This window comes from Methanosarcina acetivorans C2A, from assembly GCF_000007345.1.
In the GTDB taxonomy this organism is placed as follows: domain Archaea; phylum Halobacteriota; class Methanosarcinia; order Methanosarcinales; family Methanosarcinaceae; genus Methanosarcina; species Methanosarcina acetivorans.
The window spans coordinates 4148806-4172989 of record NC_003552.1; the positions used below are offsets into that span (position 1 = coordinate 4148806).

The 24184-nt window shown below is 41.2% G+C and carries 14 protein-coding genes and 1 pseudogene; 8 read left to right on the top strand and 7 right to left on the bottom strand.

Annotated features, from left to right (window positions below):
- Window positions 1-861 precede the first annotated feature (861 nt).
- The 3 genes from MA_RS17540 to tnpB form a co-directional block, all read right to left on the bottom strand.
- Entirely contained in the window at window positions 862-1050 is a 189-nt protein-coding gene (locus tag MA_RS17540; RefSeq protein ID WP_048065683.1) for a CooT family nickel-binding protein, read from the bottom strand.
- 348 nt (window positions 1051-1398) lie between these two features.
- Entirely contained in the window at window positions 1399-2280 is an 882-nt protein-coding gene (locus tag MA_RS17545; protein WP_011023289.1) for a damage-control phosphatase ARMT1 family protein, read from the bottom strand.
- Between the two features lie 190 nt (window positions 2281-2470).
- Window positions 2471-3583 carry an IS200/IS605 family element RNA-guided endonuclease TnpB gene (tnpB, locus tag MA_RS17550; protein WP_011020316.1) on the bottom strand — a complete coding sequence of 371 codons (1113 nt, stop codon included), beginning with the start codon at window positions 3581-3583 and terminating at the stop codon, window positions 2471-2473.
- 46 nt (window positions 3584-3629) lie between these two features.
- Between tnpB and tnpA the strand changes: the two are divergent.
- From tnpA to MA_RS17565, 3 genes and pseudogenes are all read left to right on the top strand, one after another.
- Window positions 3630-4026: pseudogene (tnpA, locus tag MA_RS17555) on the top strand (IS200/IS605 family transposase).
- A gap of 256 nt (window positions 4027-4282) precedes the next feature.
- Entirely contained in the window at window positions 4283-5800 is a 1518-nt protein-coding gene (locus tag MA_RS17560; RefSeq protein WP_048065684.1) for a 2,3-bisphosphoglycerate-independent phosphoglycerate mutase, read from the top strand.
- 835 nt (window positions 5801-6635) lie between these two features.
- Window positions 6636-7661, top strand: a complete 1026-nt coding sequence (locus tag MA_RS17565; RefSeq protein WP_011023294.1) for a cation diffusion facilitator family transporter — start codon at window positions 6636-6638, stop codon at window positions 7659-7661.
- A gap of 42 nt (window positions 7662-7703) precedes the next feature.
- Here the strand turns inward: MA_RS17565 and MA_RS17570 are convergent, their stop codons facing one another.
- Window positions 7704-7982: an acylphosphatase gene (locus tag MA_RS17570; RefSeq protein WP_011023295.1), complete on the bottom strand. Its 279-nt coding sequence runs from the start codon at window positions 7980-7982 to the stop codon at window positions 7704-7706.
- 445 nt (window positions 7983-8427) lie between these two features.
- Here MA_RS17570 and MA_RS25835 point away from each other — a divergent pair, with 445 nt between their 5' ends.
- The 3 genes from MA_RS25835 to MA_RS24765 all read left to right on the top strand — a co-directional run bounded on the left by MA_RS25835 (window position 8428) and on the right by MA_RS24765 (window position 19079).
- Window positions 8428-12771, top strand: a complete 4344-nt coding sequence (locus MA_RS25835; RefSeq protein ID WP_011023296.1) for a PAS domain S-box protein — start codon at window positions 8428-8430, stop codon at window positions 12769-12771.
- A 623-nt stretch (window positions 12772-13394) separates the two neighbouring features.
- Entirely contained in the window at window positions 13395-15134 is a 1740-nt protein-coding gene (locus tag MA_RS17580) for a pentapeptide repeat-containing protein (protein WP_157860302.1), read from the top strand.
- Window positions 15135-15698: 564 nt separating this feature from the next.
- Window positions 15699-19079 carry a PAS domain S-box protein gene (locus MA_RS24765; RefSeq protein WP_011023298.1) on the top strand — a complete coding sequence of 1127 codons (3381 nt, stop codon included), beginning with the start codon at window positions 15699-15701 and terminating at the stop codon, window positions 19077-19079.
- A 113-nt stretch (window positions 19080-19192) separates the two neighbouring features.
- Here the strand turns inward: MA_RS24765 and MA_RS17590 are convergent, their stop codons facing one another.
- Together MA_RS17590 and anfO are read right to left on the bottom strand one after the other, a co-directional pair.
- On the bottom strand, window positions 19193-19684 hold the full coding sequence (locus MA_RS17590; RefSeq protein WP_226990643.1) for a hypothetical protein: 492 nt from the start codon (window positions 19682-19684) through the stop codon (window positions 19193-19195).
- A 279-nt stretch (window positions 19685-19963) separates the two neighbouring features.
- The gene (gene anfO / locus MA_RS17595) at window positions 19964-20593 is read right to left on the bottom strand and encodes a Fe-only nitrogenase accessory protein AnfO (protein ID WP_011023300.1); all 630 of its coding nucleotides are present in this window, start codon (window positions 20591-20593) and stop codon (window positions 19964-19966) included.
- Window positions 20594-21085: 492 nt separating this feature from the next.
- On the opposite strand from anfO, the gene ilvD reads away from it, so the two are divergent.
- Window positions 21086-22747 (top strand): dihydroxy-acid dehydratase, encoded by a 1662-nt coding sequence (gene ilvD, locus MA_RS17605; protein ID WP_011023301.1) that lies wholly within the window; start codon window positions 21086-21088, stop codon window positions 22745-22747.
- Between the two features lie 162 nt (window positions 22748-22909).
- Here ilvD and MA_RS25840 read toward each other — a convergent pair.
- Window positions 22910-23592 (bottom strand): IS1-like element ISMac16 family transposase gene (locus tag MA_RS25840; RefSeq protein ID WP_085984861.1). Its coding sequence is split into 2 segments (ribosomal slippage): window positions 22910-23269 and window positions 23272-23592, totalling 681 coding nucleotides; the frame shifts between segments, so codons are not numbered across the junction.
- Window positions 23593-23779: 187 nt separating this feature from the next.
- Here MA_RS25840 and MA_RS17620 point away from each other — a divergent pair.
- Window positions 23780-24055, top strand: coding sequence for a DUF2795 domain-containing protein (locus tag MA_RS17620; protein WP_011023303.1), 276 nt, complete (start codon window positions 23780-23782; stop codon window positions 24053-24055).
- Window positions 24056-24184 lie beyond the last annotated feature (129 nt).

Genomic DNA, 24184 nt, shown 5'->3' on the forward strand with positions numbered 1-24184 from the left:
TCATAATACCCGCTACAGTTAACGATCATAGGAAATAACTCAACATAGATCTCCCATGAACATCCATGATAACACAATTTATAATGACAGGGTTTAAAATCAAAAGGATAAACTGGCTGAGGATAGAACGAAAAAGAAATGCAGCTCCTTTGAAAAGGCTTATTTTTCAGTTTATGAATAGATTTCCTTAACTCTTCCAACCTGACAATTCATTAATGGACTTTCATGTTAAATTGTTGTCCAGCTTCCAATTTTACCCATTAAATCAAATAGATTTTTCATTTTATCTTCGTTTAATTATTGAGTCTATCCCGATCCAGGATCAAATTTAATATATAAGACGGCCTCTAAAAGTAGCACCTTTAGAGTATCAATTTCTACTCTTTGCTACACTAATATAGCTTACTGCTATAATGTATAATTAATGTATATAAGATTCATACTATACTCTAATATAGTCATCATTTTATAGGGTTAATTATATATTTATCTTGAATTCCCATAATGTGATCTTACTTTCAGCAGGTGCGACATTTAGGAACGAAGAAAAAAATAATTTCTAATATTATAGTTACATATGGAGCTTATCCCAAAACTCAAAACCGGCTCTCCGAATCTTGAATCTGAAATAGTCAATCGAGCCGCGGAAGGAAAATAATTCTGAAATTTTGACCGATGTAGGGATAAAATAGGTTTGGGGATGAGCTCATTGTTTTAATTGAGGTTTTTCCATTTTTCCCGAAACTGTGCATATGGGACATATAACAGATTTATCGTAACATCTTATAATGAAAATGATAAAAGTAATTCTCCAAAAAAGGTCAAAAAACAGTAAAATTCGGGAAAAATAAAGAAAAAAAATCAATTTGACAGAATAAGGGCTTCCCCACGTGAGAAATTGATCTCCTTGATCGAACCTTCAACCGTCATTTTATCTCCAAGGATTCCGGTGAGCTGAATCGAATTTCCCTCAACCTGAATCTTTGCCACAGACTCCATTACCTTTTCTCGGTCTTCTCCACGAAGCATAATTATGTTGAGTTCACACATCTTTTATCTCTCCTATACTTTTTATAATATCTGTGAATTTTCAATTTGTTTATAAATCAACAAGTATCCAATTGGATTTAAATCAACAAATATCCAATTGGATTTAAACTAATAAATATCCGGTTGACAAAATCAATAAATTCCCGGATGGTTCGTATTTCGAAACAGTTTAATTTTTCCAAAAAATCCTATATGCCCTTAAAGTATTTTTCCTTAACTATATTTAACTTGGAACCCCGCTCAATAAAAAGTTACCGGAAAATATCCGGAAGCCGGAAATCCTGAAAAGTATAATACGAAAACCAGGGAAAAAACGGATTCCAGAAACAAGTCTCCGCAGGCACGAACTCAGGGGTAGTTCATCAATTTTGCAACCGAAAAGCCCTGTTCAACCCCCATATCCTCAGCCACACATTCGCATTTTGTAAGGAGAAGATAGGCGATCGGCCCGAAGTTGTGCTCGGAGAGGGTCTCATAGTTGGCCATACCCTTACTGATGATAAGGGTTGCGTCTTTCATTACTTCAAGCAGTTCGACCGGCGCCTCTTCGATAAGGATCCCCACGGCGTTTGAACCTGTGGTCATCACCCTGTCGACCTTTTTATCGATTTCAAATTCTTTAACTTCTTTCATGGTAACATCCGTAAGAATGGGGCCACCGCGGACCACCAGGGTGATATTTCCGCCGAGTTTTTTAATCACGTCAAAAACAATCATATCAAAAAAGATCTCTCCGCAGTTGTCGGCGAGGTAGACAACGTCCTTAAGGAGCCCCAGCATTTTAGGAGTATCGTCAACATCAAGTCCGTGGTCGAAAAGTTTTAGAAAAGCCGTTTCAAATTTGTCTTCGCTGGCATCAAAGCCCATAATTCCGAAATCAAAGTAATTGGCAACAACAGACGCAAGCACCGCTCGCCTGAAGAGTTCCCTATCATCAGGAGAGTTTTCATAAATTTTTTCTCTTGCTACGGGCAAAACCTTTAATGCAGCCTGGTTGATGAGCTTTTTTGTGACTTCATAAGGATCACCGTCCTCGAGGACTTCATAGCACTTCCTGTGAATTTTAGTAGCAACGGACGCTGATACCGCCTCAGGGTTATAGTATTTGTTCATGACGCAAAGGCACTCCTGAAGTGTCTTGCTGATAAGATCTTCATCATCCGTTGAAAGCTTTGATTGGAAATGTACTCTTGAAAGTAAACAGTAGGTGCATCGTGGACTCATCTTCATGGGAACTCTTCCTGACTTTGATTACGGGATAGGAGTTTTCAGAATGTTACTGATATGTACTGCAAGTGTTATACATTTACCCCTTTAGATATAGTGAACTACCACTTAGCTAAAGACTGAGTGGCTTCTTGGTTCATTCTTCCCTCTATTGAGGGCAAGTCCCCAAGCTCTTCCCCACGTTCCGTAGGTGTTACAATCCAATTAGATTTTGATCTATGAGAGCGAATTTCTTGATATTGATAGCGGCATTTATGTCTCTATCATGTTTTGTTTTACAATCAGGACAAGTCCATTCTCTGTCTTTTAACTGAAGCTCTTTATTATGGTATCCACACACGTTACAGAGCTTAGAAGAAGGTTCAAATTGTCCTATCCTTAATACGCCTTTTCCAAACCATTCTGCTTTATATTCTAACTTTGTTACAAAGCTGCTCCATGCAGAATCACTTATAGCCTGTGCCAAATGATGATTTTTAACCATACCTTTAACATTCAGAGTTTCCAGAGCTACAGCTTGGTTTTCGCTAACAAGTCTAAAAGAGAGTTTGTTCTGGAAGTCATTCCTCTGATTTGTTATTTTGTCGTGGAGTACAGCAAGCCTCTGTCTGGCTTTTGCCCTATTTTTAGAGCCTTTTTGTTTCCTTGATACTCTTTTCTGAAGGACCTTTAACCTTTGCAAAGAGTTTTTCAGGTATTTAGGATTCTCAATCTTTTCTCCTGTGGAAAGGACGGCAAAATCTTTGATACCCACATCTATTCCTACTGTTGTTGATTCTGAGAATCCCTGTTTTTCAGGAAGTTCTTTACCGTCTTCAACAAGGACGCTGATGTAGTAATGCCCTTTACAAGTCCTTGATACCCTAGCTGTTTTAAGCTCTCCATCAAATTTTCGGTGAAGAACTGCTTTAATCTCACCAATTTTAGGAAGTTTAACGGTATGGTTTTCAAAATTCACAGAATAGTGTTGGGGTACGGGAAAAGACTGGATAGGATTTTTCTTTGACTTAAACTTCGGAAATCCATTCTTCTCTCGGAAAAATCGAGTGAAAGCAGACTCAACCTGCTTAGTCATCCCCTGTAATGATTGAGAATTGACTTCTCCTAACCATTCGTTAGAGGTCTTCAAAGCTGGAATTAATTTGTTTAAGTCAAATCTGGAAATTGATTTCCCTGTTTGTTCGTATGTTTTAATTTTCTGATCAAGTGCCCAATTATAGACAAACCTACAGCTACCTATATGTTGATTGAGTTGATCAGCTTGTGTAGTTGTAGGATAGAGCCTAAATTTGAACGCTTTCATCATACAAAGAGATCATATGCTTTAACAATTCATATATTTTTTTGTAAATATGAAATATGAGACAAGGAATCATAGCAAATTTCTGTTAATGTATCATATTATCTTTGTTTGCAAATATCGAAAAGCTATACTTGAACCAATCAGCGAAGAACTCAAACAAATTGTGATTGATATTTCAAAAGGGTCAAACTTTGAAATTCTTGAAATGGAAACTGACAAAGATCACATCCATTTCTTAATTAAGAGCGAAACGAAAGTCAGTGTTCTATCTATTGTCCGAAAACTGAAACAAGAATCTACGAACAGAATTTGGAAAACACAAAAAGAATAATCTGGAAAAGTATTATAGGGGCGAAAACACATTGTGGAACGATGGATATTTTGCTTCTACCATCGGAAACGTTAGTAAAGAAGCCACAGAATATTATATATGGAATCAGGGTTGAAGTTGACGCTTATATCCCCTGAGCTAAAGACTCAGGGGTTTTACGCTTCTTTATATAAAATTTCACTGAAGTTCCGTATAATCTCGCCTTCCAATATGCAATCCAGTCAGAAATCTCAAGCCAGGAATCTCAAACCAGACCTCACAGGATTGAGAAGAAAGCGAACCTGTAACAGAATTTTTCTAAAAAACACATTCTTTGGGAAAAACTCTTTAAGGCAAATTCTTTATAGCGGATGTGTATAAAATAATTTACAATGATGCCCGGAACACGAAACTTCAAACCATTTTCAATTCTGGCTTTACTTGCGGTGCTGCTAATCTTTTCTGCGACTTTTCCAGTTCCTGCATCCGCACTTACCGAAGTCGAGGTAACCCCTGTTAACACCCCCGACGGGGCAGTCGTGCTGATCGTGGACGGTTTGAGCGCCCCCTTCATCTATCCCGAGCTTACGCCGCATGCACTTGACGGGACAAACCTTGAAAAAGCCAGGCTTGAGAATATTCCGGAGATTAGCAAGAAAAGTGCACGGGTCCTCGAGCTACGCGCTCCGCAGACTTTTACCGAAGGAGGTCATTCAGTCCTTGTTACCGGAAATCCGGATGCAGATAGCGAGTTCATCAGCTTTAAAGACGCAAATATTTTTGATGTTTTACACGACGAGGGCTACCTATGCATTGCGGTAATGGAAAAAGGAGATTCTTGGTCGATCTGCGCCGAACAGGATGCGGTTCTCAGGGATGAAAATAACTCTGTAAAAAACATGAAAATCGTGCTTGAGCAGAACGAACATTCCGGAGATTATACGGTTCCTTCCGGGCTTTTGCAGTTGATGGAAGAGGAAGCTGGAAAGGCTCCGGGATATGTCACCTCAAAAGAGACAAGGGAGCGGTATAACGGGTATAACAGGTGGGGCATTGAAACCGCCTGCACTGTTGTGGAATACATGGAAAAAAACAGGCCCGGACAAAAATATCTGCTAACCGTCAATGTGGGAGCAGTTGATATGAGCGGGCACTACAGGGGCAACTACGGATATATCGACTGCATCGAAAGCCTTGATTCCGAACTTTTACCCCTCTACACCCTCTGTGAGAAAAACAACCTTGCTTTTGTCCTGACCGCAGATCACGGGATGGCTTTTTCGGCAGACGATTCCAAAGGGGGGCACCAGTCAGAAAAATACTCGGGTTCGGATGAAGCGCAGCTGGTCCCGCTCATAATATATGCGCAGGACGTTGAGAGCAGGATCATCAGAGGAGAATTCAGACAGGAGGACTTTGCACCAACCCTGCTCGGAATTCTTGATATCCCTGAAAGGCCAAGGTTTGCCAAAGGAGAACAGATCCTGCTTACAGGTCACGTAAACATTAAAGTCACACTTCCGGAAAAAGGAACCGTAGAACTCAGGAAAGACGGAAAGATTCTCGAAACCGCAGGAAATGATGACAGGTTTGTTTTCCTCGGACTTGAGTCTGATAAATCCTATACGATCAGGGCTGAGCTTGATTCCGGAAAGAGCCTGGAAGCAAAGGAAAAGGAAGTTTTTCTTGAAACAGACTCAGTAATTAGTTTCGGTGAAGAAGGGACCGGGAAAGAGAAAAGCGAATACCCATCGGTGGAATCAAAAGAAGGAATCAGCTCTGCAGGGGTTTTAGGAGAAGAAAATTCGCTTTTTGGCAGGAAATCAAGTTACCTTATAGGATATCTTCTTATAGGAATAATAAACCTTGCAGGGTTTTTTATCATCATGAAAATTCTGAAAAAAGGCTGAAGAGCCGCTGAAGGCTTTTAAAATGCCTCCGGGTTTTTAAAAAGTCTCAAGCTTTTAAGAAGTTTCAGGGCTCTTAAGAAACCTCAAGCCCTACAAAGCTATTCTGAAAAATTGAAATATCAGTTCCCGGGCTAAGATTTATGGATCCCCGGTTAAAATTTCAGAATAAAAGTTCCAGCTCAGCTGATGTCATCGTTTTTACAAACTATAAAGTTGAAGAAAAGTGTAAAGATGATCAGAATGGATAAAAAAAGGTATAACTTATATTCGGCAGGTCGACATTATGAATTAAATATTTTTGCTGATATTGTTTTTTAAACATTCTGCAAATTTGTAATATACTTGAAGCTGGTTAACATATGACTCAAATCTTACTCCCTATATAAGTAACGAACCATTTTTGCAGTAATGTTTAATGTGGAAGAAAACGTGTTTTCCCACAAAAACGCTATCAATAAAAATACTTGGAAAAAATCAAGTTACCTGCCGAAAGTAGGGTATAATATAAATTTTACAGTTTTACTAATAAGATATATTTAATATAGTTTATAGATAAATATTTATTATATCTCTATTGAGCAAAAATTATTGGGCGAATATCATAGAGCCAATCTGAGACTGTCTGAAACGGATTTGCTTGAAAAAGATGAAACTCCCTGGCTTCCTGAGTAGCCATAGAAGATGAAAACCCTGACCCGGGCTGTATAGTAAACACGGGCTGTACAGTTCAACCCGGCTGTGCCTGACATTCATGGTTCTGGTAGAAAGAACCTGCAGAACCACAGAGAAGACAGAAAGCCCGAAAAATTGATTTCCTTAGCGGAAGTGGCCAAAAATGGAACATGAAGAAAGGTTTGAGAAGGCTGTTCAGGTTACAGGCGTCGGGCTCTTTGTGAACCTCGGGCTAACTCTTTTCAAGTTGTTTGCAGGAATTCTTGGGAACAGTACAGCAATGGTCGCAGACGCTGTCCATTCTCTTTCGGATTTTCTGACTGACATTGTGGTGATCTTTGGCTTCAAGGTCGCAAAAAAGCCGGTGGATGAAAGCCACAACTACGGCCACGGAAAAATTGAAACCCTCAGTGCAAGCCTTGTAGGGCTCATGCTTCTTGTGGTTGCCGGGCAGATTTTACTTTACGGACTCCGGCGGACTCTGTTGTTTGCCCAGGGAGGAAACCTTGAGCAGCCAGCTCTTATTGCTCTTTATGCAGCCCTGCTGTCCGTAATCTCAAAAGAGTTCATGTACCATTATACAATCCTGCAGGCCAGGAAAATCAACAGTATGGCTCTAACTGCGAACGCCTGGCACCACCGTTCGGATGCTTTGTCCTCGCTCTGCACTCTGGCAGGGATCGGGGCTGCAATCTTCCTGGGAGGAAAATGGGTTGTTCTCGACCCTCTTATGGCGGTCTTCCTGAGCTTCATCATCCTGAATGTCGCCCTGAAGATATTCCGCAGCAGCATAAACGAACTCATAGAAGCCTCCCTTGACGAAGAAACCGAAGGTCAGATCAGGGAGATCATCCGGAATACCGAAGGAGTGAAAGCCGTCTCGAACCTCAAGACCCGGAGGATAGGAAATAACATTGCTGTGGATGTCCGCATTAAAGTTGATAATGCCCTGGACATAGGAGAGGCAAACCGGATTTCCATCCACGTGGAACATAACCTGAAAAAAGCCTTTGGGCCCTATACCTATGTCCTTGTTAAAGCCGAACCCTATGAACGCGAACCCGCAGGAAATCCCGAGGACGGGAAATTTCCCGAACATCCGATGCGATCTGAAAAGCACGACACCTGCCTTCGAAAGCAACCGATAAAAAAAGCAAAAACAACAGGTTATAAAGATTCAAGAAGGTAACTTTATTAAAAAATCATTTGATTCAAAAAGATCATTTTGATTTCAGGAAAGTTCGTACACGTTCCCCAGGGCTTTTTCAAAAGTAACATCAACGTATTCTACGTGAGCAAAAGTAGGCCCTTTCCGAAGTTCATTGATGAGAAGCTCAAGAGATTCCTGTCTGCCTTCCGCGAGAACAAAAACCCTTCCGTCCCTGAGGTTTATAGGGTTGCAGTCCACTCCAAAACGTTCGGCAGCGTTTTTTGCAAACCTTCGAAAACCAACGCCCTGTACCCTCCCGGATACAAAGATCTTCGCCCGAACAGTTTCTTCCGTGGTCACAAATGGCTATTTTGGAGAACAATGATATATAGCTATGGTTGGTTCTGAAGACAATGTTAGATAGAAACTTTTTTCAGGAAGGAGAAAAGGCCGTCAAATATAAAGAGAGGACAAAATTTTAAAATTCTCATCTATTGCGGAGATAAATTACTTTAAGCGATCTTTAACGCATCCTTTTCATAAGGAATCTTTTACGTCTCTTTTGCTTAATTATGTAATCCTTATCTGACGTTTTAAATTTTCTGTATATATAATAGATCGAATATATATTATTTATTATAAATACTATTTTTAATGACCATATTAAAAATTAATATATGATAAGTCTCATAAATGTGGCTAAAGTGACTTTACGAATGTAAGGAAGGCAGAATTTAAAAGATCAGGTAAAAGGGGTTTAATTGAAGTATTAATATGCCCAATTTAAGGGCAGGGTTGGGGTCTTATGATTACTTCTAAAAGCGTAGCTGCCGACGAACTGGAGAGCCGGCTGAAAGGACGGATTGCTGAGCTGGAAAAATCAAACGGAGAGTTGAGGGCCAGGCTTCTCGAATACAAACACTCCGAAGAAGCCATGAGCAAATCGGAAGAAAAACTCGGATACATATCACCCCAGGGAAAAGAATACCGTTTTAATACACGAATAGTACCTGAGTTCGTTGACGGCGAGGTCGCTTCCGTTCTTGCTATTTCCCACGATATCACTGACATAAAAGAAGCAAAGACCAGGCTGAAAGAAACACGCGACAATTTAGAAGAACTGGTTGAAGATCGGACAACTCAGCTTGAAAAGGCTTACAGGTCATTGAAAGAAAGTGAAAAAGATCTTGCAGAAGCTCAAAAAATAGCTCATCCTGGAAACCGGAACTGGAATATTGTGACAGATGAATTATACTGGTCTGATGAAATCTATCGGATTTTCGGGTGCACCCCTCAGGAATTTGGGGCAACCTACGATACATTTTTGAGTTACATGCACCCGGAAGATCAAGATTATGTGAATTATGTGAACAACGCCGTAAATGGAGCTCTGAACGGAAAACCTTACAGCACTGACCACAGAATTGCCCTGGCCGGTGGAGAAGAATGGATAGTCCATGAACAGGGTGAAGTTATTTTTGGGAAAGGAAAACTGAGGACGTCCGGGATTGATATAATTGGGGATATTCCCTGGGGGACGCACTTCTGCCAGTTTTACCAGACAAAAGAAGATTTGATGGATGTACTCGTCCCTTACTTAAAAGCAGGGCTGGAAAACAATGAGTTCTGCATGTGGGTTACATCGCAACCTCTGGATATGAAAGATGCAAAAGAAGCCCTTAGAAGAGCTGTTCCCGACCTTGATACTTACCTTGGGAAAGGGCAGATAGAGATTATTCCCTACACTCACTGGTATGTACAGGAAGGTTCTTTCGATTCGGAAAGAGTATTGAACGGGTGGATCGAAAAACTCAATAAAGCCCTGGCCAATGGCTATGACGGTTTGAGATTGACAGGGAACACCTTCTGGCTGGAAAAAAAGGATTGGAATGATTTTGTTGATTATGAAGAAGAAGTGGACAGAGTTATCGGTAATTACCGTATGATAGCACTGTGTACTTATTGCCTTGAGAAGTGTAATTCAACTGAAATAGTAGACGTGGTAATCAACCACCAGTTTGCCCTGATTAAAAGGGAAGAAAAATGGGAGCAGATCGAGAGCTCAAAACGCAAAAGAGCAGAAGAAACCGCTCTTCAAGCCGCAAAAGATTGGAAATATACCTTTGATGCCGTGCCGGACCTGATAGCCATAATCGACACCGAATACAAAGTCGTCCGTGCAAACAGGGCCATGGCGGCAAAATTGGGAGTGACACCGGAAGAGTGTGTGGGGCTAACCTGTTATCGTGCCATTCATGGGACGAACGAACCCCCTTCTTTTTGTCCGCACAGGCAGTTGCTTAAAGACGGAATAGAACACACAACAGAGGTCTGCGAGGACTGTCTCGGAGGCTATTTCCTGGTAAGCACCTCACCTCTTCATGATTCCGAAGGAAAACTCATTGGGAGCGTTCATGTTGCCCATGACATCAGTGAACGCAAGCAGGCTGAAGAAGCACTGATAAGAAGTGAGAATGAATTCCGCACGTTGGCTGAAAACTCTCCTGACCTGATTGCTCGTTTTGACAGACAGAACCGCCACCTGTATATTAATCCAGTGTCTGTGGAAATTTATGACCACCCTCAGGAAAAAGTGATTGGCAAAACTCACAGTGAACTGGGAAGAGATCCTGAGCAGATAAAGTTCTGGGAAGAACACCATGAAAAGGTTTTTGCCATAGGAAAGCCCGAAACAATGGAATTTGAATATACGTCACCTCAAGGAAAAAAATACTATTTTAATACGCGAATAGTGCCTGAGTTTGTTGACGGGGAAGTTACTTCCGTTCTTGCCATTTCCCGTGACATCGCAGACATAAAAGAAGCAGAAATTAGGCTGAAAGAAACACTCGACAATTTAGAAGAACTGGTTGAAGATCGGACAACTCAGCTCGAAAAGGCTTACAGATCATTAAAAGAAAGTGAAAAAGGTCTTGCAGAAGCTCAAAAAATAGCTCATCTTGGAAACTGGAACTGGAACATTGTGACCGATGAATTATACTGGTCGGATGAAATTTATCGGATTTTCGGGTGCACTCCTCAGGAATTTGTGGCAACTTACGATACATTTTTGAGTTACGTGCACCCAGACGATAGTGAGAGTGTGGAAAATGCCGTAAAAGGAGCTCTGGACGGAAAACCTTACAGCATTGATCATAGGATTATCCTGGCCGGTGGAGAAGAACGGATAGTCCATGAACAGGGTGAAGTTATTTTTGGGGAAGGAAATGTGCCTTTCAGGATGAATGGAGTAGTCCAAGATATCACTGAGAGAAAAAAAGTTGAAAAAGCGCTGGAACTGGCTAATGCATATAACCGCAGTCTGATTGAAGCCAGCCTCGATCCTCTGGTCACTATTGGTCCTGACGGGAAAATAACAGATGTAAACAAAGCCACTGAGCTGGTTACGGGTCATTTAAGAAGTGAGTTGATTGGAACCGATTTCTCTGATTATTTCACCGAGCCTGAAAAAGCTAAGGAAGGATATAAACAGGTATTCAGGGAAGGACTGGTGCGGGATTACGCTCTGGAAATTCAGCACAGAGACGGGCATATTACACCCGTATTGTATAATGCATCCGTATATCGGGACAAAGACTGGGAAGTTATCGGGATTTTTGCTGCAGCTCGTGATGTCACCGAGTATAAAAGAGCTGAGAAAGCACTGAAACTGGCTAATGCGTATAACCGTAGTCTGATTGAGGCAAGCATAGACCCGCTTGTAACTATTGGTCCGGATGGTAAAATAACCGATGTAAATAACTCTACGGAATCCATTACCGGTTATTCTCGTAACGAGTTAATCGGGACTGATTTTTTAGATTATTTTACCGAGCCTGAGAAAGCCAGAGAAGGATATCAACACGTGTTCCAGAATGGACTTGTCCGAAACTATCCATTAGAAATTCTACACAAATGTGGACATTTAACGCCGGTTTTGTATAATGCGTCGGTTTATAGGGATGAAACCGGGAAAGTTATCGGGGTTTTTGCTGCAGCCCGTGATATTACCGAACTTAAAAAAGCCGAAGAAAAAATTCAGACACTTGCAAATGTTGTCGAATCATCGAACGATGCTATTATAACCGAATCTCTTGATGGTATTATTACCAGCTGGAATAAAGGAGCAGAGCAGGTTTATGGTTATCTGGCTGAAGAAGTTATGGGCAAGAACATGTCCATACTCGAATCAGACAATCTTAAAGGGGAAATAAAGCAATTAGTTGACAGGGTTAAGCAGGGAAAAAAAGTTCAGAACCACGAAACTTTACGGTTGAAAAAGGACGGAACAATATTAAATATTTCAGTAACTCTCTCTCCGGTTTTTGATGTATCTGGAAAGCTCGTTGCTATCAGTAATATTGCCGGAGATATTACGGAAAAGAAAATCTCGGAAAACCTGCTTCATGAAAAGCAAATGGCTGAAATTGCAAACCGTACAAAGAATGATTTTCTGGCAAATATGAGTCACGAACTTAGAACCCCCCTTAACTCAATAATAGGTTTCTCTGACATGCTTTATGAGCAGGCATACGGAGAGTTGAATCGAAAACAACTAAGAGCCATAGGAAATATCTCTAGCAGTGGGAAGCATCTTCTGAATCTGATCAACGGTATCCTGGATCTTTCAAAAATAGAAGCAAATAAAATGGAGCTTAATTATAGAGAATTTGACCTTGCTACCAAGCTTGAGCTGATACGAAACGTTCTGTATCCCGTAGCAGATAAAAAAAATATTGATATTGAAATCGATATGGATACTGAGCTTACGAAGATCTGTGCCGATGAGGAGAAGTTTACCCGGATAATGTATAACCTTGTAGACAATGCTATAAAATTTTCTTATGAAAACAGCCTTGTAAAAATAGGAGCAAGAAAAAATGGCAATCTGGTTGAAATAACGGTTACGGACGCCGGAATCGGAATAAAGGCCGAAGATCAGCACAAACTATTCAAGCCTTTCAGCCAGGTAAACTCCTTCCCTTCAAAAAAATTCCAGGGTACCGGGCTTGGTCTCTCCCTGGTCAAACAGATTGTTAACCTGCATGGAGGTTACGTATGGTTCAGGAGCGAACAAGGAGAAGGGAGCACCTTTGCTTTTGCGATCCCGATAGCATCAAAGATGAAAGTATTGGCCTGCTATCATTAAAAGAGTAATTGGATATCTTAAAAGATTAATTAGATGTCCAACGTTATATTACTAAACGTAAGAAAGAAGAAGAAACCGTAAAAAGCATATAACAAGGATATTGAAAAGGACATTTTCTTTGACACGGGCATTGTAATTCCATCAGGGATAAATCCGGTCCAAAAATTGGCTAAAAATGCTGCTTGATATTTAAAATCCCTGGAAACATAAAACAGGTCTTCTTTCTCGATCTTGTTTCAATAACAAGTTGTTCAGCATTTTTTATGTCCCCTTTTTTTACAACAGCTTGTTCTTTTATTCAGCATTTTTTGTCTTGTTTTGTTACAACTATGAGCTCTTTTAAGACTTTTTCAAATCCGTTCAAGTTCAACCCGGGTTTCTTTTTTTCACATACTTTTGAACTATACTTTGGAACTTCTTAATATACGGAATTAAGTATACTGTTTGAAAGTACAATTAAGTAAACATTATATGGCTTCAGGTAATTTAATGAAAAGCTTAAGCATAATAATTGTTTGATCTGTTTATAATATTAATAGTGTTTTTATTTAATCTTGGTTGGTTAATAATTTTGTTTAAGGATCTTTTTGAGAGTAGGCGTATATTTAGAAGTAGGTGGTAAAATGAATGAAAAAAGTCCTGGATCCATACTGAAAATAATGGAAAAAATAGGAGTTTCCATTTTAATTTTTCTTTTTTTGATTTTACTGGGAATGTTCGTTCTTTTCACCATGCAGTCATACTCTTCATCAATACCATCAAACTATACACAGTCAAATTTCACACAATCAAACCTTAGCTCGTCAAACTTCACACAATCAAACTTCACACAATCAAACTTCACACAATCAAGCTTCACACAATCAAACCTTACACCTTCAAACCTCACACAGCCAAATTTTACACAAGCAAACCTCACACAAGCAAACCTTATACAGTCAAATTCCATACCAAATGAAACGGTTTATGTGGCCGGAGACGGAAAAGGGGACTTCAATTGTGATGGGATTGATGACCAGATAGAAATCAATAAAGCCCTCGCTTATGTGGCAAAAAATCCTGAATTCACTACCGTTTATTTGAAAGGCCCCAACACTTACGTGATCTCAGACAAAATTCTCATCGGGAGCGACACGACCCTGGAAGGGGACCCTACAGCCGTGATAAAGCTTAAAGACAACGCAGATTGGCTGCATCAAAGACCGCTGATAACTCAGATGAGTAGCTTTGGAAACCAGAATATCACTATAACTGGATTTGAGATCGATGGAAACTATGAAGGAAATACCGAAAAAATGAGAGGAGATGGATACTATAATCTAATCTATTTCATTAACTGTGACAACATACATGTTTGTAATATGTACATGCATGACAGCCACGGGGACGGGCTGAAAATAAAAGACAGCAAAAACATAAAATATCACGACAACCGAATTTACAAGCTTGGTCATGACGGCCTTTATGCAATCGAATGTCAGAATATAGAAGCATGGAATAATAACATGAGATGTAAGACAAATTCTGCACTGAGAATCTGGAACTCAAACCATGTAAAATTCCATGATAACATTATTTACACCGAATTCGAGGATGATGCAGGAGGTCCGGGGATTCAGATACAGTATATTAGAACATCCGAAGCTCAGCCGATGAACGATATAGAGGTATATAACAACACTATTTATGATACATATGGTCCAGGGATCTGGCTTATAGCATTCGGTGAGCCATACTCAAAAACTGAGGCACAGAATGTTCACATACACCACAACATATTCTATGGCTGTGGAACGCATCGGACCTATGATTGGCTGGGCGGTATAGTAACAAGCGGATTTTATGATACCCTCATAGAAAACAATGTGTTTGATGCGAATTATAACGCTGCTGTTGTGTATACGTACCCAACTGGCTCGCGTTATGACACTGACTTTACTCCAAAAGGTATAGATGGGAATTATACGACCATAGTGCGCAACAACATTATAACAAATACTTTAAAACGCAAGTACAGTCCAGAAGGAACAGGTTATGGAGTTATTGATAACTTCCCGGAAACACACAGCTTTGTACTGGAAAATAACTGTCTGTACAATAACTCTGCAGGTAACTACCCGAACTGCACATCAACCACTGATATCTATGCAGATCCGCTCTTCGTAAACCAGAATGAACATGATTACTGCTTGAAACCGAACTCTCCCTGCATCGGTGCCGGATATACTTTACCAATTTCTTTAGAAGAATCGGAAGAAAAAACCACAGAATCTATCGAGTCTGAAGAAAAAAACATAAAATCTATTGAATCTGAAGAAAAAAATATAAAATCTATTATACGTGCTTTTATATCTCAAATATGAAGTCCCTTTCAGTTGATACTCCAGAATAAAGTCTGAAAAGTACTCGGCTACCTCCTAAGCTAGGTACTGAGCCGACTCAGGGATACCTGGTCTTCATCACCACTTATTTTTCTTACATTCAATGTAAATGCGGTGTCTACGTCCTTTCCGAATACCCAACCTTCTTTTATCATCACCGCATTTTACTGCCATTTTGTGCTCCATTTGATATAGTTTTCAAGTACGAGAGAATACGGCTTATATTCGGCAGGTCGACATTATGAATTAAATATTTTTGCTGATATTGTTTTTTAAACATTCTGCAAATTTGTAATATACTTGACGCTGGTTAACATATGACTCAAATCTTACTCCCTATATAAGTAACGAACCATTTTTGCAGTAATGTTTAATGTGGAAGAAAACGTGTTTTCCCACAAAAACGCTATCAATAAAAATACTTGGAAAAAATCAAGTTACCTGCCGAAAGTAGGATACGGGATAATTATTCGCACTTAAGATCAATGAGCTATATCTTTAGATAAATGACAATTTGTCTATGATATCCACATTTATCCAGAAATAATGGTGATTGATATCTGCAATACCGAGCACAAGCAAGATGATCACAGAATACGCAGATACAATAGTGTTCTTGAAGGGATTAACAGGATCTTCAGCATTGTAATCCAGGCAAAGACAGAAGAAGAGCTGGGTATTGCCTGTTTATCCGTAGCTATAGACATGACCGACAGCCAGATAGGTTTTGTTGGTATAGTGGGAACTGATGGGTTATTACATGACATTGCAATCAGCGACATGGGACTGGCTCAGTGCAAAATGTACGACAAGACCGGACACCACCGCCTTCCAGGAAATTTCATTTTTCATGGCCTTTATGGACGCGTTGTTGATAGTGGAACAGGGTTTTTTACCAACGAACCACTGTCCCATCCCGATAGCATCGTCCTCCCCCAAGGCTATCCCCCACTCACATCATTTCTAAGCGTGCCTCTTATTCTGGAAGGAAAAACTGTGGGTATGATTTCTGTCGCAAACCGTGAAGGCGGTTATAGCTACGAGCAGCAGGAGGATCTGGAAGCAATCGCACCTGCCATAATGCAAGCTTTGCATAGAAAAAGAGAAGAAAAAGAGCGGGAACGAGCTGAAGAGGCTCTGCGCGTCAGCGAGGAAAGGCTTCGCCTCCTGAGCGATAATCTGCTGGACAGTGCAGTCTATCAATATACCCATGAGCTCGATGGCAGTGTTCGCTTCCTGTACATCAGCGCAGGCATAGAGCGGCTCAACGGCATTAAAGTATCAGATGTGCTTAGCGATCCGGGCACGCTACACCGGCAAATCCCTCAGACGTATTTCGAACAGCTCGTCGAAGCCGAGGCACGCAGCGCCCGCGAACTGTCGGACTTCGATATGGAAATACCCATGCTGCGGCCCGACGGTCAGGTGCGCTGGATGAGACTGCACTCTCATCCTCGCCGGCTTCCCGACGGTCGAACTATCTGGGACGGGGTGCAAACCGACATTACCGAACTCAAACAGGCTGAGGAAGAACGAAAAAAACTGCTGAGGGAGGTGGACGAAGCTTGCAAGCGCTTCGAGACCGTGGTCGAGAACTCTCCTGTAGGAATCTGTGTCTGGCGAGGCCCCGACCTCGTTTACGAGTTGGCTAACCCTGCCTATCACGTGTTCGCGCCGGGAAAGCAGTTCCTCGGAAAGACCTATGCTGAGGTATGGCCGGAGGCTATCGAACCGCACATGTCGATAATCAGGAGGGTCATGGAGACAGGTGAGCCTTACTACGCCACGGACGTGCCAGTACCCATCAGACGGAATTCCAACGATCCGCTGGAGGACAGGTTCTTCAATATTTTCTACTCAGCGCTCCCGCCGGATACCTCCGGCAGGGTTGGTGTCCTGAACATAACGGTGGAGACTACCGAACGCAAACGGGCCGAAGAAGCTCTAATGAAAATTCATAAAGACCTTGAAGAAAAAATCAAAGAACGTACAGCAGAGCTTGAAAAGTCGTATAATTCGTTGAAGGAAAGTGAAAGAAGGCTCTCTGAAGCTCAGAAAATGGCTCATCTCGGAAGTTGGGATCGGGATATTGCAACTGATGAAATATACTGGTCTGATGAAGCTTATCGCATTTATGGTCTTAGTCCTCAAGAATTCAAGATAACGTATAACATGTTTTTAAGTTACGTACACCCCGATGATCGGGATTATGTGAATAATACTATTAAAAAAGTTCTGTATGGAAAACCCTACAGTATTGATTTCAGGATAATTGCGGCTGACGGGGTAGAGCGTATAGTTCATTCACAGGGCGAAGTTACTTTTGATGAGCGGAATAAGCCAGTTCGAGCGAAGGGAACAGTTCAGGACATTACAGAATATAAAAAAGCCGAAGAAAAGATTCAGAGCCTTGCAAACATAGTGGAATCTTCAAATGATGCTATTATAACCGAATCCCTTGACGGTATTATCACTAGCTGGAACAAAGGGGCAGAGCGAATTTATGGTTATTCGGCTAAGGAAATTCTTGGAAAGCCGATGTCCGTACTGGAGCCATCCATATTAGCCGGGGAGAAAAAAGAATTAGTCAAACTGGTTAAACAGGGAGAAGTAATCCAGCAATATGAGACTTTACGGTTAAGAAAGGATAGTACGATAATAAATGTTTCAATAACGCTTTCTCCAGTTTTTGATATGTATGGAAAACTCGCTGCTGTTTCGGTTATTTATAGAGATATTACCGAAAGAAAAAGAGCAGAAGAAAGACTTCGAGAAAGTGAGGAAAAATATCGCAACATTGTGGAGACCGCAAACGAAGGCATATTCATAATTAATAATGAAGCCGTAATCACTTATGCAAATAAAAAAGTAACGGATATGATCGGGTACAGTCTGGAAGAAGGTATTGGCAGACCTGTATGGGAATTTATCAGTGACGAAAGCAAGGCTCTTGCCAAGCTTAGCCTGGAAAGTAGGCAGCAGGGCATCAATGAGAGTTACGAATTGAAATTAATACGTAAAGATGGCTTACCCTTGTGGGTGCTTATAAATGTTAAATCTCTTTTCGATAAGGATGGAAGGTTCATGGGCTCTCTGAGCATGTTCACCGACATCACCGAGCGAAAAGAGGCTGAAAGAACCCTCGATAAGATCCAGATAGCACGCCAGAAGGAAATTCATCACAGGATCAAGAATAACCTGCAGGTAATTTCTTCACTCCTGGATCTTCAGGCTGGAAAATTCAACAATAAAGAGCATATTCGGGATTCGGAAGTTCTTGAAGCCTTCAAAGAGAGCCAGGACAGGGTGACATCTATTGCCCTTATCCACGAGGAACTGCACGAAGAGGAAGGAAAAACCACCGATACATTGAATTTCCCAATATACCTGCAGAGACTTGTCAAAAATCTTTTCCGAACCTACACTCTTGGAAACATCGATATAAGTTTAAACCTTGACCTGAAAGAAAACATCTTCTTTGATATGGATACTGCGGTTCCGTTAGGGATAATTGTTAATGAACTCGTTTCAAATTCCTTAAAACATGCATTTTCAGGCAGGAACAAAGGTATAATTCAAATTAAGCTCTTTAGCGAAGAGGCTGGAAATGAGCCGAATAGTAAAAGGAAGCTTAGCATGGAGAAGCTAATCAAAGAAAAACTTGCTGAAGAGGAACTTGCTGAAGAGGAACTTGCTAAGGAAGAACTTGCTAAAGAGAGAATTCCAGGAAAAAGTACCGGATACACGCTCATAGTTTCAGATGATGGAATTGGCATTCCCGAAGAAATCGATATTAAGAACCCAGAAACCCTTGGTTTGCAGCTTGTAAATATTCTGGTGGACCAATTAGACGGTAAAATAAAGCTGGAAAGAGAGCACGGAACCGAATTTATTATAAACTTCAGTGTTGAAGAAAAAAATAATTAGTAAGAATTTAAGGATTTTGAAGATAAAGCGCTGGAGGAGAACTTCCAGGCTATCTCAGAAGCTTCAAAGCTATCTCAGAAGCTTCAAAGGTTATCTCAACATAAAAATCAGCGTCAAAAAGTACGTTTTCCTGAAATGTACGATCTCAGCTTCATTAAAATTTCCGTTCCCTGTCTGCGTAATTCCTTGATATTTTCCTGGTATACAACAGCTGCTGGCACCATCAGTAACGGGATAGTTGCTGCGGCTTTGGCTCCTTCCGAAACAGGCAAAGCGGCTAAAAAACTCGCTCCGCTTACACCATAAACCGGAACTATAGGAAACAACATACCCAGACCAAATGCTCTCCTGAAATGTATTCCCAATTTTGCAGCCAGAAAACCGTTGGAACCTATGACCAGACCAATACCGATACTGGGCCCTATAGTCTGAAACGGATTATATGATGGTCCGATGTAAAGTCCAAAATCGATACCAGAAAAGGAAAAAAGGCCATTGAACTGGTTCCTTTCCTGATTGGAATTTCCCCCAAGACCTGATACAACTATACCTATGTCAAGCTGCAGGGGTCCCCTTCCTGTTTCCCTTCCACCCATTATAGCCATTATGTTATTACTTTCCCTGATCAATAATATAATTTACCTATCTTCCGGTTTCACCAAAAAACTCTGTTAAATACGAATTACTTCTCCCTTTCTTCGATCACTAAGCCGAAAAAAAGGTATGGAAAATTCCTGTTAAAAGCATGCAGAGGATCCAGATAAATTCACACATATAAATAAATTATATCTATAGATAAATTTGTATTTATAGATAAATTTATACTGAAAACCTACACATATAAAACCGAATTTGTACTTTCAGTTTCTGGACAAACTTTTCTTTCACGGAGTTTGCGCACGCACCACTCTAACGGTCTTTCTATTCGTCGATTCGTTCACAGTTTCGTATTCGAACCCCATGGCACCCAAATCTGTGACAAACCATTTCGGCATATGGCCGCAAATGACATCAAGCCTGTTGAATTCCCCGTTTTTTAGATAGGGGATAAGAATTTTCTTTGAAGTCAGGTCCGGAAATTTAAACATGATATCTTCTATATTAATCGAAAAATCCCCTCTGTTCTCACCGGGTTCCAGAAATTCCGTGATGTCGAACTTGCGGGGCTCTTCCTGCCTCTTCTCAATTGTCTCAAGCATGTCTTTTTTGATCAAATCAAGGACATCCAGCACCTTACTGTCCACGAGGAAGATGTCAAAGCCTGCTGCCTGAAAAGTTCCGGAAGCAATTCCCGGGATTTCACTTGCAACCACCACTTTTACATCACCAAGCTGCTTTATGGCATCCCCCACAGCCATACGAACTGCGGCCATGCCTCTCGCGTTGCAAACTTGATTTTCGAAACGGTTCAGGACCTTCCATTCCACACCGTCTTCTTCGTATACTGCAATGAATCCCGGTTCAAAGATTGAACTCGTTTGCTGGTTCTCGTTTTCCACAACTGCAATTTTCAAGGCTTATCCTCCTTTCGTGTTGAAATTTCTGATGATTTCAGGCTGCGATCAAAGCAATTGATTGCTACAGGAAATATTTGCTCGATTTGAATAATCTGTGGAATAAGTTCTGCAACCGAAGGAATATAGTATTTACGGACATTCAGCTTTGATTTGCACTTCAAAACAGATTTTCCGGAACGCACCAGCTCCTGTTTTCGAGAATTCAAAATTTCGCTGGCGCACCTCACTGCAAGCAACGGGATATGTCCGCGTCCCCACTCCAAAAAAGATCTTCTGAACTTGCAATAGATATGAACCTGCAATAGATAACTTTGAGAGTTCTGATATCGCATTTGCAGTCTCACTTCTACTTTCGGCCGGCCAGTTTCTCAACGTTCGGACACTCTTTTTTATCGAGAATACATCTACTCTCTGACTTTGTCTCAAATCCGTAAGTCGTATATATATTATGATTTTTAACTTTTAAGTGAAATTCTATGGAGATTAAACATGAGAAGCGATATCATCAAAGAGGGACCTGAACGAGCTCCCAACCGTTCCCTTCTGAAAGCGACTGGAGTTACAGATTCGGAAATGAAGAAACCGTTTATTGCAGTCGTCAATTCCTGGAATGATATAATTCCCGGCCATATGCATTTGAATAAACTTGCTGAGGCTGTAAAGGCCGGGATCAGGAATGCCGGAGGAGTTCCTTTTGAGTTTCATACCGTAGGGGTTTGCGATGGAATCGCAATGGGACACGAAGGTATGAAATACTCTCTTCCAAGCAGGGAAATTATTGAAGACACAATTGAACTCATGGTTAAAGCCCACCAGTTTGACGGAATGGTCCTTATCCCATCCTGCGACAAAATTGTGCCCGGGCACCTGATGGCAGCAGGCAGGCTTGATATCCCTGCAATTGTTGTAACCGGAGGGCCGATGCTCCCCGGATATGTTGATGATAATTACAGGGATTTAATTTCAGTCTCGGAGGGGGTCGGAGCCTACAGTGCCGGCAAAATTTCCGAAACCGAGTTTAAAAGGCTTGAGAACCTTTCCTGTGCAGGAGCAGGTTCCTGTGCCGGGATGTTTACCGCAAACACAATGGCCTGCATGACCGAAGCCCTCGGGTTGAGTCTTCCCGGCTGTGCAACCGCCCATGCAGTGGACGCAAAAAAGATTCTTATTGCCAAGGAATCCGGAGAGCGTATTGTTGAGCTTGTAAAAGAGAACCTGACCCCGAGGAAGATTGTTACTCAGAAGTCCTTTGAAAATGCCATAATGGTTGATATGGCAGTCGGAGGAAGCACAAACACAACCCTGCACCTTCCTGCCCTTGCCCATGAATTCGGTCTTGGGCTGCCTCTTGAAGCCTTTGACGAACTGAGCAGAAAAACACCGCATCTGATCTCCCTCAGACCCGGAGGCCCCAATTTCATACTGCACTTTGACAGAGCAGGCGGAGTCGAGGCTGTTATGCAGAGACTTGCTTCAAAACTCCACCTTGACCAGCTTACAGTCAACGGCAAAACTATCGGGGAAAACCTGGACGAGCTTGAAATAGTTAACCCGAAGCTGAATGCGGAGATCATTACAACCCTCGAAAACCCAATCCATGCCGAAGGAGGAATTGCAGTCCTCAAAGGCAGCCTTGCTCCCGACGGCTCGGTTGTTAAACAAGCGGCAGTTGATCCGAAAATGCACGTCTACACAGGCCCTGCAAAAGTGTACGACTGTGAGGAAGATGCCATGAAGAGCATCCTTGCAGGGGATGTCAAGCCCGGAGACATTGTCGTTATCCGGTACGAAGGCCCCAAGGGAGGACCAGGGATGAGGGAAATGCTTGCGGCTACAGCTGCACTTGGAGGAAGGGGACTTTTAGAATCTGTAGCCCTGGTAACTGACGGACGTTTCTCCGGCGGGACTCGCGGACCCTGCATCGGGCACGTCTCGCCAGAAGCCAGTGACGGAGGGCCTATTGCTCTTGTGAAAGACGGAGACCTTATCGAAATCAATATTCCCGAAAGAGCCCTGAACCTGAAGATTTCCGAAGAAGAACTTAAGCAGCGAAAAGCTTCCTTTGTGCCTCCGAAAACAGAAATTACAGGTTACCTCGCCAGGTATCAGCGTGCTGTCCACTCCGCAAATACGGGAGGGATAGTGGACTAAGTTTTCAGATGATTTGGTTTGAAAGGCTGTTTATGGAGGATTTTTCCTCTACTGGAATTTTTTCTGCTGGATTTTTTCTCTATTGGAGTTTTCCTATGTTCTTTTCTTTAATATTGGAGTTTTCCTATGTTTTTTTCTTTAATTTTTCTCGTTTCGGGATTGTTAATTAAATATAGATAACTCTTTATTTCTGTGTTTCATCAATAGAAGAACAGAGTACTTTAGCATTTCAAGACTCTTCGTATAACACTTTGTCTTTCGTCTCAACCTTGCCAGAAAGTGCCTTAGTATGCCGTTATATCCTTCAACTGTATACGTTTCTGCTTTGGATTGAGTATGAATGGTTTCAGGAATAAACTCTGCATATGCCCTCCAGTGATCAGTCATCACTTCTCCAATCTCTTTCTTCTTTAATTTTTCCCAGAGTAGTTGTCCAGTTTTCGTTCCTCTGCTACCAAAAGAGCAGTTGATGAATTTTTTCCCAACTCTATCAACAGCAATCCAGATCCAGCAATATTTTTTTTGTTACCGATGTAAGTGTGCATCTCATCCAGTTCAACAATAGATATCTCATTTTCGCTTTTTAGCTCCTCTATCTCCTGACCAAATTTCTTTATCCATTTTTGGACAGAAACATGACTTACCCCTAAAAATCGTCCTATTGAACGAAATCCTAATCCCTCAAGATAAAGTTGCAAAGCCTGTCTCTTAACTAAAGGAGAACTAGCAGTTGATTTTAGCTCGACTGAATAGTTATATCCACAATCGTGGCATTTGTAGCGTTGACGTCCACAAACTATACCGTTTTTTGTGTGATTGGAACTTTTGCATCTTGGGCAGTTCATGCAGAAATATAGGTTTTCATAATATATAACTATAATTAAATACCAATGCCATTTTTCTCGTTTCAAACGTTGGGGACTTTCATTCAGATAATGTCCAGAACCTGCTAATTATCCTCCAGGAAATGTTTGGGTTGAATCATTTTTATATAATTAACAATATAATACAAACTCGAGGGTAGACAGCCACGTGGGAGAGGTAATAGCTACCCGACTCTTTGGAGGTGAACTTATCAAAAGAAGTCAGAGTGATGTTACGGAATTTATAACCGGCAGGGGTATCGGATATCCTGCAACCAAGAGAGACATTATCAGGTTTGCTACAGGAAAGTCGGTAGAGAGTGATGTTCTGGATCTCCTGAAAGGGATACCTGAAATAGAGTATAACACTCCTGATGAAGTTACCAGAGAAATCGAACGTCTGGAAAGCCAGCGTACCAGAGAGTATACCAGACCGGAATACTGAATTTACTGAGCAGGTTTTTTAACAGTATGAACAGTATTTTGAATAGTACTATTCAGCTTATTCAAATCAGCTGAGTTATATAGGTTTTGGACAGGTTAAAGGATCTGTACAAAACCCATTCGATATTTG